Here is a 15,253-nt window from a genome sequence, read left to right as displayed (position 1 = left end):
TAACATTTCTATACAATCTCGACGGCCGAAACCTTGCCATTTCTTGCCAGGCGGACGCCTGAATGTCGCCAATTGTAGCCCATACCCTCTACCCCGATAACTTCGATAACCGGATAACCAGTGCCGTGAGAGAACTGGTTATTGCGTCCTTTCATTCGTCATCTTCGGTTATCTGGTTATCGCGGTTATGGGGGTCGTCTGAGTTATCGAGGTCGGAGCGGTCTGGATGGATGTAGCGGCCCCGCTGTCGCGACTTCGTCACCTCTCCGACCTTCGCCATCTTGAAGAGAAGCTGCTTGATGTTATTGCGAGGAACGCCCAGAGCGTCGGCTATATCGGTCGGGCTCATTGGCTCGTCGGCGTCTTTGAGCACGTCGAGGATCTGCGTGCGCTCGTCTGTGCGCCGCACTTCGGAGGCCAGCCCAAGGACCGACCACTTGCATGTGTCCTTGCTGAACTGAACGGCGGTTTCGATTTCAGGAATGTCGCGCCCGCGGCCATAGAGTGTGCAGCCGTTGCCGTCGCGATCGAGCACGAGCGTTGTGTCCGCGGCTCCCGATAACCCGAGTGTGCCGCTAACCTTGTCGAACGCCTCAGTGTCGCCGCCGCCCTTGCGCGTGTGGTGCACGATGACGATGGCGACGCTGTATTCCATCGCCAAGCTTTGCAGGCACTTCACGGCCGCGTAGTCAGCCTCATATGGCGTGTCGCGACCATTTCGAACGTCACGGAATATCGTCAATATGTCGACGATTATGAGACGCGCTGCAGGATGAGCGTCGATCCATTGCCTGATGAACTTCAGCCCGCCCTCACTCGCGCGGGGGCATTCCGTGGCGAACTGGAGATTGTCGGGACCAGGAGCGCCGGCCGGATGAATTCGATCAACGCGGCTCTGCAAGCGACGCAGATTGTCCTCAAGCGCCATATAGAGCACGTCGCCTTGCTCGCACTGGACGCCGCCGAGGCACGCTCCGCCGGTCGCTACGGCCAACGCCCATTCGAGCGCGAGCCATGACTTGCCGAGCTTAGGTCGCCCCGCAAGGATGGTGGCGCCGGGGACGACATAGCCGGGGACGATATAGCGGATTTCCTCGAATTCCATGCCGAGAAGATCCGCGGCCGAAACGAGCGACAATTTGTCGTTCGTATGCGCCTGCGGCGCGCATCCGTTCGCAACATGGATCAGCTCGCCGGGCGGCTCATAGAGCCCGGGCGGTTCCTCTGGCAACGGCGCGTCGTCTAACACGGCGGCGCCGACGCCATTCGGGCGCGGCGGCGTCATCGGCTGATTGTCGCGCCATTCGCGTGCGGCCTCCGCGAACCAATCGGCGCGTCGCGCCTGCGCCCAATTTTCGAACCCGGGAGGCGTGCTCATTGCGAGCCTCCGCCATTCAGCGGCGGGATAACTTCGCGCCACGTCTTGATCGCCGCGGTCAGCACGCGCTTTGACGTCCAAAGCTTCGCCTCGACGGCGGGCACGTCCGCCTCGACGGCGTAGTCGCGCAACTGGGTAGCCTCGCGGGCGAGAACGTCCGCGAATTCGACGAGCGCGTCACAGGCGATGAGTTGCGCGTCAGTCGGCGCCGTGGGCGTGCGGCCGAGCGACTTTATTTCAAGCGGCCAATTTGCCGCTTTTGGGCGAGATTGCAGAGCAAGCGCGTTCATCGTGCCGCCTCCGCAAAGGCCAGCTCGGCGATCAACTGCGCCACGTTGGGCGGGAGCAGATGGCGACGGGCTAAAATAGCGGCTTGAAGCTCGCGGATCGTCGGCGTATGTTGGCGGGGCTCAGGATGTTTCGAATTTTGGTTGGCGCCGACCTTGCGAGAGGTCGGCGTTTCCACGTCGGACGACATGCTCTTTCCTTTCTGTGTCGGATTTCCTTTCCGCGATGAACGAGCGCTAAGCCGCTCGGTTTTCAGACGCTTCGCTCTGCGCCTCGGGCGAAGTCTTGCGAAGAGACTTGCTTCCCTCGGCTTTGGCGCGCTCAACGGCCGCTTTGATGCTGTCCATAAGAACGAGCCGGCGCCCGCAAAGGACAACCGTCTCAAGCTCGCCCTGCTTAAGCAGCGTGTAAATCGACGTTCGGCCGAGGCCGAGCAGGCGCGCCGCCTCATTGATGGCGACGGCGTAGCATTCTTGGGTGGCTGTCATTTGCGCATCCTCGCGGGTTATTACGAACCCAGGATGCGAGAATGGGCGCGAGCAGTCCGTTCTAATCGTCGGCTAGAACACTCTAAAAAGCCTCGATGGCCTCCGGCACCACGTCCAGCTCAGCGGGAAGTTTGAACGTTTTCGTGGCGTCCAGGACTTTCGACGTAGACTGCCGCCATCTTTCTTGTTCGCCACGCCTGCGAAAGCTCTCGGCTTCCTTCAGAAGCATCGGAAGATAATCGACAGCGCATGGAAACTGCAGGCGATTTACGTCTACTTTCCTTGCGTTAATATAGGCGGCCCAAAAATGCGCAACACATGAGTAGTTTTTCCATGTTGTGGCGTGAAAATTCTTTTTCTTGTTAGCCATATTCGTTGACGGTATTATATCGTCAAGTATTTGATCTTGGCTAATATCTTCACGCCCTAAAATTTTGCACATTAGAGCATTGTAAAGAACGTTGCCTGCCTCAACGCCCTTCAACATTTGCTGTGAAGCCTTGCCAACTTCCGAAAAAGGAAGCGTGCGCTTCGCGAGAGGGAACACCTCCGCATACATGCCGGGAGGCGCGAACTCTACAAACGCCGAGTCGATGTATTCTCGGCGGCGTTCCCGATCGTGCGGCCAAAGCATATAGCCCGCGAGAATTGCCAAATCGATTCGTTGCGGCCGGCGCATGCATTCAGGCGGCAGTGGAATGATCAAGTCATCGTGTTTCGGCATGTCGAATCCTCATAGATCGTTGCTGCGCACGTAGGCGATGACTGCCCGCGACGCAAATCCGCGGGCAGCGCTTCTCAGGCGTCTTCAAAAACGGGTTCCGCCTCGGCGCCGCCGCCGCAGTGAGGCCGCGCCGGAATCCGATCTACGTCCAGCTCGTCGTCGCCGTCTGTCAGCCAATGGTCGCCGACAGCCCATGCATAATCGGGATCCATGTCGGCGCTGGGGTTGCGGGGCGCGCTCATTGCTGCGACTCCCCGTTGAAGTGAACGTCGAGCGCGGCAAACACGGACCCGAACTTGTCAGAAGCGTCCCAATTGCCGCCCCACGCCTCCCGCTCGTGGTCGTACAGATGGCGCAGCTTCTGCAAAAGCTCCCCCTCAGTCGCGACCGGCAGTTCGGCTATGACCAAACGCGCATCAAACTCGACGTCGCTAAGACGGTCGATCGCGTCGTCGTCATCGGGAGCGGCAGCGAGGCCCGCCATAGCGACCTTGTGCAGCTCAATCGCTTGCGCCAGGGCGTCGGACAACAGAGTCGGCGCGTCCGCCATCGCCAGAGGCCCGCCGACGCCAGCGAGTGCAGGAAGCCCGACGGCGGGCGCAGCGGCGAGGCCGGCGAGCATGGCCCGCCGCGATGGTGTATGAGACTGTTTAGCCATGATGCGAAATCCTTCTTCGCGTTGTGGTAGGCCGGGAGTGGGGTTCGCGAGATCTCTTCCCGGCCGCTTTATCAGACGGTCCCTCCGCCCGATCTTTGCAGCGGGACGACGTTCCCGCCCTTGTCCTGTTCGATGTAGCTGGCCCATGCGGCCATAAGCGCCCGGCGCTTCTCCAGCGCGTCGGAGCGCCTGTAAGCCTGTTCGGCCTTGTCGCCCACGGCATGCGCAAGCGCCGCCTCCGCGACCTCGCGCGAGAAATGGGTCACGTCGCCCGTCCAGTCGCGAAACGAAGATCGGAAGCCGTGAACAGTCGCCTCGCCGGCTTCCATGCGGCGCAAAAGCGCGCCCACGGCGGACGGCGATGCATGCTTGCCGCGGTCGCGGCCGGGGAAGACAAATTCGTTTGTGCGGGCTGTGTGGAGCTTTTGCAGGATCGCAAGCGCCCGATCGGATAAGGGAGTGCGATGCTCGCGCTCGGCTTTCATGCGGCCGGCCGGAACGATCCAGACCTTCGCGTCAAAATCCACCTCAGACCAGGTGGCGCCCAGCGCCTCGCCGGCGCGCGCCGCCGTCAGAACGATGAATTCCAGCGCCAGAGCGGTCACGCTGTCCGTCTTGCGCAGCCGCTCCATGAACGCCGGCACGTCAGAGTAAGGCATAGCGTCGAAATGGCCGCGCGACCGCCTCTGCTCGCCGAGCATGATCGATAGAGGGCCGTGCCAGCGCGCCGGATTGTCTCCGGATCGCATGCCATGCGCGCCGGCGAAGTCTAGGACCGCTTCAATTCGACCGCGAACGCGCGACGCGGTTTCAGGCTTTTCGTTCCAGATCGGCGTGAGCACGGCGAGAACGGCCGCCGTGTCGATCTGATCGACGGGCTTTGATCGCAGCGGAGCCGCGTAAGTCGCCAAGGTGGTGCGCCACTGCGCCTGATGCTTGGCGTTGCGCCACCGCGCCGCCTTGGTCTTGATCACATCGTCGGCGACTTCGCCAAAGGTCTTCGTCTTCGCCGCAAGACGGCGCCCTTCGCGCTTCGACTCGATCGGGTTGACGCCATCGGCGACCATGGCGCGCGCATCCGCCGCTTTCTCGCGAGCCCGGGCAAGCGAAACGGCGATCACAGGTCCGAGCCCCGCATGAGTAGGACGCCCGCGCCAAGAGAACCTAAAAACCCATTTCTTCGCCCCGCTCGGCGAGACGACAAGATAGAGCCCGCCGCCGTCGCCATAGCGGCCCGGTTTCGCCGTCTCGACCTTTCGAGTTGTGAGCTTGTGCAGCCGTCGCGTCATGCGTCCGCCTCAGATCGGTGTTCAAGCAAGTGTTACTTGAAAACGCGGCTTATGGCAATCGCCTATGAACAGCGGCGGACGGATATAGATATTAAGCTACTGTTTTTGATAGATATGTTTGAATGCCGGCGATCTTACGCGAACATGAGTGAGGCGGAATGGTGGGGCGCGCGAAAGGGCCGCCGGTCGGTCAGTTCGCCTCCCGCAATCTGCCCCGCCACCGAATGAACCATGGAGACTTCGAGCAATTCCCGCGGCGTCAGCGGCGGCAGGATCGACGGCAGCCGCGCCGCGAGCATCGATTTTCCCGCGCCCGGAGGGCCGCTCATCAGAAGGTTGTGGCCCCCGGCGGCGGCGATTTCGAGCGCGCGCTTGGCGCTCTCCTGTCCCTTGATGTCGGAAAGGTCGGGTTGATCGGCGGCGAGCCTGCGCACCGCCGGCTCAGGCCGGGCGAGCACCTGCGCGCCCTTGATGTGATTGACGAGCTGGATGAGCGAGCGCGGCGCGATCACCTCCATATCGCTCGATGCCCAGGCCGCTTCCGGCCCGCATTCGCTCGGACAGATCAGTCCCAAGCCCCGCGCGTTGGCGGCCACCGCCGCCGGCAGGACGCCCGCCGTCGGCGTCAGCGTTCCGTCGAGCGCAAGTTCGCCAAGCACGACGAATCCTTCGAGCGCATCGGAGGGAATGGCTCCAATAGCGGCCATCACGCCAAGCGCGATCGGCACGTCATAATGGCTTCCCTCTTTGGGCATGTCGGCGGGGGCGAGATTGACGGTGATTCTTTTCGCCGTCAGCGCCAGTCCGGACGCGATCAGCGCCGCCCGCACCCGCTCGCGCGACTCGGCGACGGCCTTATCGGCGAGGCCGACGACGTTGAAGACGACCGCGCCGCTCGAAATCTGCACTTGGACGTCGACGGGACGGGCCTCGACGCCTTCGAACGCGACCGTCGCCACCCTCACCGCCATCGCGCGCTCCCGAGAAATTCTTGTGCGGAAATGATCGTCGACAGCTTAACTGCCGCGCGAATTCAGCGCAAGAACATTATATGAACATCGCCGCGCCAGCACTACCTAAATCGCAGATTGCAATTGCCAAGTTTCGGTTCACGCGAAGATATTCTGAAGGCGCGGCGCGCCAGCCGCGCGTTAATCCGGTTTAAGGAGGAGATTGGAGATGAAATTGAGGACGGGTCTCGCGCTGGTTTTCGCGGCCGCTATGGCCGCGCCGGCCTACGCCGCCATGCCGCTCGCGCCAAGTCAGACGGCGGGCGCGCCGATCGTGCAAGTTTATGGCGGTTGCGGGCCCTACGGCCATCGCGGTCCCCATGGCGGCTGCCGCTGGGGCGGACAGTGGGGTGGATACGGCGTCGGTCGCGCCTGCCCGCCCGGCTTCCATCTCGGTCCCTACGGCCGCCGCTGCTGGCCGAACTAAGTTCAGCGAAGAGCCGGGGCGGCGAACCGTCCCGGCGCTTCGCCAGCGTCCTTTTCAAAACGCCGTCAGGGCTTTTGCCCGGCGGGGCGAAGTCCCGTCCCGCCTTTTGGCTGCGCCGCGGCGCTCGGGGCTGGCGCGTCGCTCGGCGCCACCGGCGCCGAAGATCCCAGCGAAACCGAGAGGCCGAACAGCTTCCACTGGCCCTGGACCGGCGCATAGAGCAGTTCGAACCGGATCTGCGTCGGCACCGACGGGAAGAACCCCGCCATGTGCATCATTCCGCTCTCGATTTGCGGCAGGAGGCTGAGCTGCGGCTCGAGCACGGCCACGCCAGAGAGATCGAGATTGTCCTTTCTCTGAGAGGCAAAGATCTCGGCGAGGCGCGCCGCCGTATTGCCTTGGAACGCCGGCGCGCCAAGATCGCGCAGAACCGTATAGTTGCCGGTCTTGTTGGCCTGATCGAGCGCGAGCAGTGTCGAACGGATTAAGATCAAGACCCCGTTCTTGTCGATATCGGCGGGCTTGGGCGCCTGCGCAGGCCTGGCTGGGCTCGGCTTAGGCGATTGCGCCGAAGCCATCGTCGGAAAAAAACTCGCGGCCACAAGGGCCGCGAGCATTATGTGCTTGATCTTCACGATCATGATCACCAGGCCAGGGTCACGCCCGCACGACCGGCGACGCCGCCGTATTTCAGGCCCGCGCCGACGCCGGCATTGACCACCATCCAGTCGTTCACGCGCAGCTGCGCCTGAGCGGCGAGGCCGTACTGGCCACGGAAGGTGCCGAAGTTGCCGGTGACCGAGAACCATTTGTGGTCCGGCAGGTAGCTGGCGCCGCCGAGCGCGACGGCGACCGCCGAGCCCTCGTAACCGCGTTGCACCGATCTTCCGAGGTCATACACGCTCTGCGACAGGCCCAGAACGCCGGCCTGGAGACCGGCGATGTCCTGCGGACCGAAGGCGGAAGTCGCGAGATGACCCTGGGCATCCGTGGTGGTGAACTTGGTCACGCCAACCTGCGAGGCCAAGCTCGCGGCAGACGTGATGCCCGGCGCTTGGTAGGTATTGGCCGCCGTCCCGAGCACGATCTGGCCCGGAGCGCTGGCGACTGCGCCGGCGCCGATCGCCGTCGAGCCGAAGAATGCAGCCGAGGAGCCAGCGCCGACCGCCGTGGAGGCGGCCCCGGTCGCGGAAGCCAGAGTGCCGGTTGCAGTCGAGAGCGCGCCGGAGGCCGTAGAGCCGGAGCCCGTCGCCGTCGATCCAGCTCCGCTGGCGGTCGAAAGCGTGCCTGTCGCCGTTCCTGCGTCGCCGCTCGCCGTCGCCAAGGCGCCCGAAGCCGTCGAGCCGATGCCAGAAGCTGTAGCGCCCGGACCGAAGGCCGCGGATCCCAGGGCCGTCGCAGTCGCCGCAGCGCCGACAGCCGCGGAGCCGACGCCGCTGGACACGGTGCCCGTGCCGAGCGCCACCGAGCCGAGGCCGGACGCCGCCGCTCCGGCGGTGCCAAGCAGCGAGTCGCCGCCGATGGCCACCGAGCTCACGCCCGTCGCGCTGGCGCCCGGTCCACCGAAGCTGGTGCCCCCGAGAGCCGTCGCCGACTTGGCGGTCGCAACTGCGCCCGCGGTCTTGCCGGTCGCGCTGCCGCCGATCGCCGTCGAGCCGGCGGCGGAAGCCGTCGTCTGCGAGCCGATCGAAGTCGCCGCCTTGCCGGAAGCAACCGCGCCTGGCGAACCAGCCGGGTTCAGCACGCCGCCGATGGCGATAGAGGCCTCGCCGGTCGCCTGAGCGCCCTTGTCAATCAAGCCGCCGGCGCCGATCGCCGTAGAGAACAGCCCGGTCGCCGCAGCCGCCTGGCCAGCCGACGGACCGCCGCCGATAGCGGTGCCACCGAAGGCCGTAGCCGTCGAGAAGCCGCCCACTGCGGTTGATGCCGTATCGGTCGCCGTCGCGCCCTTACCATAAGCGGCAGAGGAGGCGCCGGTCGCAGTGGACTTGTCGCCCACAGCCGTGCCGCCCTGCGAAGCCGTGGCGCCGGCGCCGATCGCAACCGAGTCGGTCGCCAGAGCGCCCGTGCCGATCGCGATGGTGTCGGTGCCGGTCGAAGCGGAGCCGACGCCGATGGCGATGCTGCGCGGGCCAGAAGCCAAAGCGCCGGCAAGAACGCCGTCAGAACCGCCGAGCGCCGTAGAAGCCAGCCCCGTGGCCGTCGCGCCGGCGAGACCGGGCGTGAAGGAGGAGCCGAGCGCCGTCGAGGAGTCGCCTGCCGCTTCGGTCAACGTGCCGACCGCGATGGAGCCCTTACCAGAAGAAATCGCCGCTTTAGTGCCGGCAGGGTTTTGCACGCTGCCGATGGCCACCGAACCTTCGCCGGTCGCCTGCGGGCCCTTGTCGATGAAGCCGCCCGTGCCGATCGCCGTCGAGAACAGGCCAGTCGCCGCGGGGCCTTGGCCGGCAAACGGACCAGAGCCCACCGCGAGCGAGCCGGTGCCGGACGCCGTGGAGAATGCGCCGGTGGCGGTTCCCCATGAGCCGGTCGCCGTAGCGCCCTTGCCGAAAGCTGAAGACGGTTGCGCGCCGGTCGCCGTGGTGGCGTCGCCCACCGCCGTGCCGCCGCCCGAAGCGGTCGCGCCGGCGCCAATCGCCACCGAGTCGGTCGCCGTCGCTTTCGTGCCGATCGCGATCGTGTCGGTGCCCGTCGCCGCGGCGCCCGTGCCGACAGCGATCGAACGAAGGCCCGACGCCAGTGCGCCGCGCGTCGTGCCGTCAGAGCCGCCAAGCGCCGTCGAGGCGACACCAGTGGCCTCCGCGCCGGCAAGGCCAGGCGTGCTGGAGGCGCCGATGGCGGTCGCGTCCTTGGCCGTGGCTTTCGTGAGAGTGCCAATGGCGATCGAACCCTGGCCAGACGCCACGGGAGCGAAGGTGCCGGCCGGGTCCTGCACGCTGCCGATTGCAATCGAGCCTTGGCCGGTCGCCTGTGGACCCTTGTCGATCAAGCCGCCGGAGCCGATTGCAGTCGCGAACAGACCGGTCGCCGTCGGACCTTTGCCAGCAGCAGGCCCAGCACCTACCGCAGTGGTTCCGAAGGCCGTGGCCTTGGCGAAGGGGCCGCAGGCCAGTTGGTTGGGAGAGGTGCCGAAGACGGTGCCGTCGTCCGCGCCGAACGTGCTAACGAACGGAAAAGCCAAGCTCGGGCTTAAGCAAGTCGCGGCGCTTGCAGAGGTCGGAGCGAAGGCGACGCCCATCGCCACGGCGGCGGAGCCGCCCATGAGGGCGCGACGAAGTGTGATGGAACCATTTTGGGGCTTGATGAGTTTCTGAGACAGATTGGTCATAGGTCAGTTCCCATTTCCTTGGACTGCGAAGAGCACCGAACCGCGATTTTTGCCGAGCCGCGGAGAAGTGGTCCCGATGAATAAAATTTATCCAGCCATGCACAGTCAACGAAGAACGCCCTGTTTGGCGCTCGCTTTGACCACATTTCGGCCAGCTGTGATAAATTGGAGACAGTGCGGGAGGCGCGCAGAAAAGCGCAACGAACTTGCCAGCTAATCGCAAATCATTGAAGTGAACGGCTCAACCCGCCGCACCATGAATGTGGCGTCGTAGAACTACGTAGGTCGACTCCTGACGGGCGGCTTGCCTTCTTTGAATATCGTTAACGAGCGACTCTTGCGTTTGAAGGCGGTTAACAACCGATTCTCGACCGACGAGCGCGACGCGAATCTCGCGACATTGCAAATTCGCCGGGCCAAGTGGAGAATGAAACTCCTTTAGGCTCTGGAATCTTGCTTATGACGACTCACTTCGGCACGGCCGTGCAGGCCGCCATTGCGCGCAACGCCGCTTCTTACGACGATCTTCCTTACGTCTCGCATCCTTTTCCGCAGACGCATCCGGCGCGGCTCGGCGCAATCGCCCGCATCTTCAAACTGCAGGCGGCCGACCTTTCGCGCGCTCGGGTTTTGGAACTCGGCTGCGCGGCCGGCGGCAATCTCATTCCACTCGCGGCCCGTCACCCCGACGCTTATTTTCTCGGCGTCGACCTATCGCAGCGGCAGATCGACGAGGGCCAGCAGCGAGTCGCCGCCCTTGGACTCTCCAACATCAATCTGCGCCGCCAGAGCCTGACCGACCTTCGCTCCAAGGACGGCGGCTTCGACTATATTATCTGTCACGGCGTCTACAGCTGGGTGCCGGAGCAGGTACGCGACGCGATTCTCCGAATCGCGCGCGAGAATCTCACGCCGAACGGAGTCGCCTTCATCAGCTACAATGTACAGCCCGGATGGCGGCTGCGGCAGACGCTGCGCGACGCCCTCGCGCTGCACGTCGGCCCGCATGGCTCGCTAAGCGAGCGCGTGGCCCGCGCCAGAGAAATGCTGTCCTTTCTAGAACAGAATACGCTGGAGGATACGACGTGGGGCCGGATTTTCCGAGCCGAAGCCGCCCATCTGAGGACGACCGACGACTCTTACATTGGTCATGAATTCCTCGAAGACTGCAATGAGCCCTGCAGTTTCTCGGAATTCATGACGAGCGCGGGAGGACGCGGACTCGCCTATCTAGGCGAGGCGGGCCTCTCCACCATGATGCCCGAGAACATGAATCCGGCCGCAGCGCCCTTACTGCGCGCGCTCGCCGGCGAGAATCAGGTCTCCCTCGAGCAGCACATGGACATTTTTACGGGCCGTACCTTCCGCCAGACCCTGCTTATTCACAAGGAGCGGGAAGGCAAATGTGTGCGCAAGCTGATGCCGGAAGCGCTTGAGGGTCTGCATTTCCTCGCCCGGCCGGATTTCGGCTTTTCTCGAGAACAAGACGGAAAGGCCATCTTTGCCGATACGGCTGGCTCCTGGTTCTCCACTCCCGAGGCCGACGTGCGCAAGGCCATCGAAGCGCTTGTCGCGAGGCTGCCTGACTCGAGTTCAATCGATGAGATCGTCGCGGCCATGGAAGTGCGCGGCGCATCGGTCGACGGGGCGATGCGAACCAAGCTCGCCGACGCGCTTCTGCGCATGGCGCTTGTCGGACTCTTAACCCCTTCCACGGAGCCCGTGCGGATCGCGCGATCCCTCTCGGCGAAGCCGATGGCCTGCCCCATGCTGCGCGCCGACGCGGCCGCCGGCGTGTTGCACTCGGCCAATCTGCGTCACGAGCCGATTCGGCTCGATATCGTCGCCCAGGTGGTGACGCCGCTGCTCGACGGCAGCAACGACCGCGACGGCCTGATCGCCGCGACAATCGCCGCGGCGGACGCGGGGCGCGTGACATTCCAGCGGGCCGGCCAGACAGTGGAGGAGCCGGCGGATATCGCCGTCTGCGCCGCCGAGCATGTCGATCGCGTGCTCGGCCACCTTCAGAGCAACGCCTGCCTCGTCGCCTGAGGACCGCCTCCAAGGTCGAGGGCGGATCAGCCGCGCCTCGACTGCGCCATCAGGCGGGGCGGCGGGCGACCACTCCGGTTTCCTCGGGCGAAGCGGCGCCTTCCGCCTGTTCATTCGAGAGCAGCGTCGCAATCCACCGGACGCTTGGAAAATGCTGACAGAGGATGATCAGCGCCGAGGTCAGCGGAACGGCGATAAAGGCGCCGGCGATTCCCCATACCCAGGTCCAGACAAGGAGTGAAACAATAATCGCCAGCGGCGTCAGCGACAATCGCTGGCCCTCAAGCATAGGGGTGATGACATTGCTGATCACGATCTGAATCGCCGTAAAGCCCAGGAAGGCGATCGTCGGCATCGTCCAGCCATCGTATTGCATGAACGCATAAAGCGTCGGCGGCAGAATGCCGATGATATTGCCGATCACCGGAACGTAATTGAGCAGGAAATTCAGCAGCGCCCAGACCATCGCCAGATCCAGGCCGAGAATCAGCGACCAGACCAGAGTCGCCACGCCGGTGATCGTGCTGGTCAGGGTGGCCACCCAGAGATACTGGCGGATCTTCACGGCGGTCGAGTCGACGGCGTCGACGAGTTCGCGTCTTTCACGCCCGCCGAGTTGCTGTCCGATTTTCTTGCGCAGCAACGTAACTTCAGGAAGACCGAAGGCGACGAGCACGCCAATGACGCCGATATAGGCAATGACATTGTAAACGCTCGTGAGCGCCTGTTGTGCGAAGTCGATCATCCGACCGTAGCCGCCGACTCCGCCGATCGAGCCGCCCCAGCCCTGCACCCAAGCGGAGATCCTTTCGTAGAGTTGCTGCAGCTTTTCAGAATTTTCGCCAAAAGCCTGCCCGATCTGAGCGACGGAAAAGGAAATGGCGCCGGCGAAAGAAGCCAGCACGGCGAGCAGCGCCAAAATCGTGCCGATGTTGCTGAACGTCTCCGGCACATAGCGCTGCAGCCATGGTTTGACCGGCCAGACAGCGGCGATCACCACAAAGGCCGCCGCGAGCGGCATCGTCACGGCGTAGGTTTGTCTCAACGCAAAGGCGACGAGCAAGAAGGCGATGATCGCGAGCAGTCTCGTCTGCGTGACCTGTTGCGTTTGCTGCGAGTGATCCATTCCGCTCTCCACAGGTTCATGCAAAGCAAAGCGGCAGCAGAGGATCGCCTAGCTGCCGTGAAACAATTGGCCGGCTCCAGTCGGCGTCGCCGCCTGCTCGCGTCTCTGCTTGCGGGACGCCGGAGCCTCGTTGGGAGGCGGCCAGCCTTCGCGCTGACGCCCGCGTTCCCCGTCTGTTTCCTCAGTCTGATCGTGGAAGAGGATTTGATAGGTCGGGAACGGCATGTCGACGCCGGCCGCCGTCAACGCCGGCGCAATGGCGCGATAGACTTCGTCGGTCGATTCGACGACCTCGCGCATGATCGTCGGCTGGATCCAGTAGCGGACCTCCAGATTGACGCCGAAATCGCCAAGGCCTTGGAACAGCACGACAGGTTTCGGCTCGTGCAGCACGCGGTCGACTTTCGCGATACTGGAAAGGATGACTGCGCCCGCCTTGTCGACTTCGTCGCTCACGCCGATCGTGATCATGAGATGAATGCGCCGCGCCTCATAGGCGGTATTGACCACGACTCGATTGGTATAAAGCTCGCTGTTCGGAATCACGACGCGGCGACTGTCATAGGTGCGCAGCAGAGTCGCGCGGATTTGAATGTCCTCGACGGTTCCCTCATGCGGGCCGCTGACGATCTGATCGCCGATATGGAATGGCCGCGTCACCAGCAAGAGTATGCCGGCGAGCATATTCTGGAATATGTCCTTCGCCGCGAAGCCGACGGCCACGCTGCCAATGCCGAGGGCGCCAAACACGGAAGCGGCGTCGAGCGAAGGAAGCACGACGGACAGGGCGATGATGGCGCCGATCAGGTTAACGGCGCCGCGCCCCAGCCTGGAGAAAATCTTGACGATGTGGCGAGGCTGTCCCGAACGGGTCGCGACCCTTGCGACGCCGCGTCCGACGCCCAGGGCGAACAGGTAAACGATGAAATAGACCAAGAGTCCGAACGCAAGGTTCGGCAGAATTGCGACGAACCCCTGCCAAATGTTCTGAAGCCGCTCCCAGGCTGCGTCCAACTGAAACTCCATTGTTCAGTCCCGTTTCGTCAGGCGATAGAACCCCGAGACGTCCTCGATGTTCCTCGGCGCCGCCGACGCGGTTCCCCAGCCGCCATCGCGCCTGCGCTTCTGCGTGAGCGAAACCGCGACGCGGCTGTAAATTCTATGAGCTCGGATCTTTGTTCACGCGGGAATCTTTGTTCGCGCGCGAATCATCGTCGAGCAGCACGCTGTTCTCGAGCGGCGTGACCACTCTGAGCGTCACAAAAGTGAAAGCCGCGATCACAACCGCAACGTCGTAGCTGCCGAGACCGACCGCGGAGCCCACAGCGCCTGTGGCCCACAGGCTCGCCGCTGTCGCCGTTCCCTTGACCATGGAGCCCTGCTTGAGAATGGCGCCGCCGCCGATGAAACCAATTCCGGTGATGATGCCTTGGATGATTCTCGCCATGGCGTCAGGCGAATTCGCCATGTACTGCTCAGCCGCCTGGACAAATCCGCAGGAGGCGAGAGCGACGAGCGGAAATGTGCGGAGCCCTGCGCTGCGCTCCTGTCGCTCCCGATCCCAGCCGATCGGCAATGCGAGCGCATAGGCGGCGGCAAGCGCCGCGAGATGGGGAAGTATCTGAAATTTGTCCACGTCTACGCCGCTGGCTGCCCCAAGTTACACACAGTAGGCGACGAGGCAGACGTTTCAATAGCCGCAGCAAGCTCTGGATTGACCGGCGCGCTGGCCAATATGGTCCCCTATTCGCAACTCGCACCAATGAAGCGATGAGCAGAGCGAAATTGGCGATTGCATCGACGGCGGACGGCGCGCTCCCCGCCCAATCCGCATGGGAGCCGCGGTCGAAGATCGTCGTCGCGGGGGTTGTCGTCTGCGCGGTTGCGCTTGTCGCTTACGCGGGTCCGGGCCTCGGGCCTCGGGCGTCGCACATGGCGACGCATATTTTGCTGATGAGCGCGCTCGCGCCTTTTCTGGCTGTGCTGGGGATGGGTTTCACATCGGCGCCGGTCCTCGCGACCGGTCGCGCCTTGGCGGTCGTCACCGCAGCGCAGCTTGCCCTGCTCTATGCGTGGCATGCGCCGGGGGCGTCGGCCTATGTCGAGCGACATCCAACCGCGCATCTCCTGATGCACGCGTCTCTGCTGGCGGCCGCTCTGCTGTTCTGGCTGGCGATTCTCGGCGATACGGGCGTCGCGCGCTGGCGCGGCGTCGCCGCTCTGGCGATCACCGGCAAGCTTGCCTGCCTTCTCGGCGTGCTTCTCGTGTTCGCGCCGCGGGTTCTCGACACAAGCGCTGCGAGTTGGGGAGCGACCACAGAGACAATGTTGGCGGATCAGCGCCTTGCCGGTTTGCTGATGCTGGCGGCCTGCCCTGCAAGCTATGTCCTCTCCGGCGTTTGGATCGCTTCCCAGTGGCTGCTTGCTTTGGAGGACGATCGCTTGCGCGCGCGGTCCGATCGTCCGCACGGCGCCTAGAGCGCCG

16 protein-coding genes and 1 pseudogene are annotated in these 15,253 nt (G+C 63.9%); 3 read left to right on the top strand and 14 right to left on the bottom strand.

Annotation, left to right across the window (positions count from 1 at the left end; all coding sequences use genetic code 11):
- Positions 1-151: 151 nt before the first annotated feature.
- From IYY11_RS17065 to IYY11_RS17025, 9 genes and pseudogenes are all read right to left on the bottom strand, one after another.
- Entirely contained in the window at positions 152-1,378 is a 1,227-nt protein-coding gene (locus IYY11_RS17065) for an AAA family ATPase (protein WP_196404961.1), read from the bottom strand.
- Positions 1,375-1,668 carry a hypothetical protein gene (locus IYY11_RS17060; protein WP_196404960.1) on the bottom strand — a complete coding sequence of 98 codons (294 nt, stop codon included), beginning with the start codon at positions 1,666-1,668 and terminating at the stop codon, positions 1,375-1,377. The genes IYY11_RS17065 and IYY11_RS17060 overlap by 4 nt, the downstream gene beginning before the upstream one ends.
- Positions 1,665-1,856, bottom strand: a complete 192-nt coding sequence (locus IYY11_RS17055; RefSeq protein ID WP_196404959.1) for a hypothetical protein — start codon at positions 1,854-1,856, stop codon at positions 1,665-1,667. The genes IYY11_RS17060 and IYY11_RS17055 overlap by 4 nt, the downstream gene beginning before the upstream one ends.
- A 46-nt stretch (positions 1,857-1,902) precedes the next feature.
- Entirely contained in the window at positions 1,903-2,154 is a 252-nt protein-coding gene (locus IYY11_RS17050; protein ID WP_196404958.1) for a helix-turn-helix domain-containing protein, read from the bottom strand.
- Positions 2,155-2,236: 82 nt separating this feature from the next.
- Positions 2,237-2,878 carry a hypothetical protein gene (locus IYY11_RS17045; RefSeq protein WP_196404957.1) on the bottom strand — a complete coding sequence of 214 codons (642 nt, stop codon included), beginning with the start codon at positions 2,876-2,878 and terminating at the stop codon, positions 2,237-2,239.
- A gap of 74 nt (positions 2,879-2,952) precedes the next feature.
- Positions 2,953-3,120, bottom strand: a complete 168-nt coding sequence (locus IYY11_RS17040) for a hypothetical protein (protein ID WP_196404956.1) — start codon at positions 3,118-3,120, stop codon at positions 2,953-2,955.
- Entirely contained in the window at positions 3,117-3,536 is a 420-nt protein-coding gene (locus tag IYY11_RS17035; RefSeq protein WP_196404955.1) for a hypothetical protein, read from the bottom strand. The genes IYY11_RS17040 and IYY11_RS17035 overlap by 4 nt, the downstream gene beginning before the upstream one ends.
- Positions 3,537-3,607: 71 nt before the next feature.
- A complete protein-coding gene (locus IYY11_RS17030; RefSeq protein WP_196404954.1) occupies positions 3,608-4,825 on the bottom strand; it encodes a tyrosine-type recombinase/integrase in 1,218 nt (405 codons plus the stop codon).
- Between the two features lie 146 nt (positions 4,826-4,971).
- Positions 4,972-5,796: pseudogene (locus tag IYY11_RS17025) on the bottom strand (YifB family Mg chelatase-like AAA ATPase); the annotation flags it as partial.
- Positions 5,797-6,004: 208 nt separating this feature from the next.
- Between IYY11_RS17025 and IYY11_RS17020 the strand changes: the two are divergent.
- Positions 6,005-6,262 carry a GCG_CRPN prefix-to-repeats domain-containing protein gene (locus tag IYY11_RS17020; protein WP_196404953.1) on the top strand — a complete coding sequence of 86 codons (258 nt, stop codon included), beginning with the start codon at positions 6,005-6,007 and terminating at the stop codon, positions 6,260-6,262.
- Between the two features lie 65 nt (positions 6,263-6,327).
- Here the strand turns inward: IYY11_RS17020 and IYY11_RS17015 are convergent, their stop codons facing one another.
- Together IYY11_RS17015 and IYY11_RS17010 are read right to left on the bottom strand one after the other, a co-directional pair.
- The gene (locus tag IYY11_RS17015) at positions 6,328-6,903 is read right to left on the bottom strand and encodes a hypothetical protein (RefSeq protein ID WP_196404952.1); all 576 of its coding nucleotides are present in this window, start codon (positions 6,901-6,903) and stop codon (positions 6,328-6,330) included.
- Between the two features lie 2 nt (positions 6,904-6,905).
- Positions 6,906-9,590, bottom strand: a complete 2,685-nt coding sequence (locus IYY11_RS17010; protein WP_196404951.1) for a beta strand repeat-containing protein — start codon at positions 9,588-9,590, stop codon at positions 6,906-6,908.
- 459 nt (positions 9,591-10,049) lie between these two features.
- On the opposite strand from IYY11_RS17010, the gene IYY11_RS17005 reads away from it, so the two are divergent.
- Complete coding sequence (locus tag IYY11_RS17005; protein ID WP_196404950.1) at positions 10,050-11,642, top strand: methyltransferase regulatory domain-containing protein; 1,593 nt, start codon at positions 10,050-10,052, stop codon at positions 11,640-11,642.
- Positions 11,643-11,691: 49 nt separating this feature from the next.
- Here the strand turns inward: IYY11_RS17005 and IYY11_RS17000 are convergent, their stop codons facing one another.
- The 3 genes from IYY11_RS17000 to IYY11_RS16990 form a co-directional block, all read right to left on the bottom strand.
- Positions 11,692-12,768, bottom strand: coding sequence for an AI-2E family transporter (locus IYY11_RS17000; protein ID WP_196404949.1), 1,077 nt, complete (start codon positions 12,766-12,768; stop codon positions 11,692-11,694).
- 48 nt (positions 12,769-12,816) lie between these two features.
- Positions 12,817-13,794 (bottom strand): mechanosensitive ion channel family protein, encoded by a 978-nt coding sequence (locus tag IYY11_RS16995; protein WP_196404948.1) that lies wholly within the window; start codon positions 13,792-13,794, stop codon positions 12,817-12,819.
- A gap of 133 nt (positions 13,795-13,927) precedes the next feature.
- Positions 13,928-14,404: an MgtC/SapB family protein gene (locus IYY11_RS16990; protein WP_196404947.1), complete on the bottom strand. Its 477-nt coding sequence runs from the start codon at positions 14,402-14,404 to the stop codon at positions 13,928-13,930.
- A gap of 134 nt (positions 14,405-14,538) precedes the next feature.
- On the opposite strand from IYY11_RS16990, the gene IYY11_RS16985 reads away from it, so the two are divergent.
- Positions 14,539-15,246, top strand: a complete 708-nt coding sequence (locus IYY11_RS16985; protein WP_196404946.1) for a cytochrome c oxidase assembly protein — start codon at positions 14,539-14,541, stop codon at positions 15,244-15,246.
- Positions 15,247-15,253 lie beyond the last annotated feature (7 nt).

The organism is Methylocystis sp. H62, assembly GCF_015709515.1.
GTDB lineage: Bacteria > Pseudomonadota > Alphaproteobacteria > Rhizobiales > Beijerinckiaceae > Methylocystis.
This window is presented reverse-complemented; position numbering and strand designations above follow the sequence as displayed.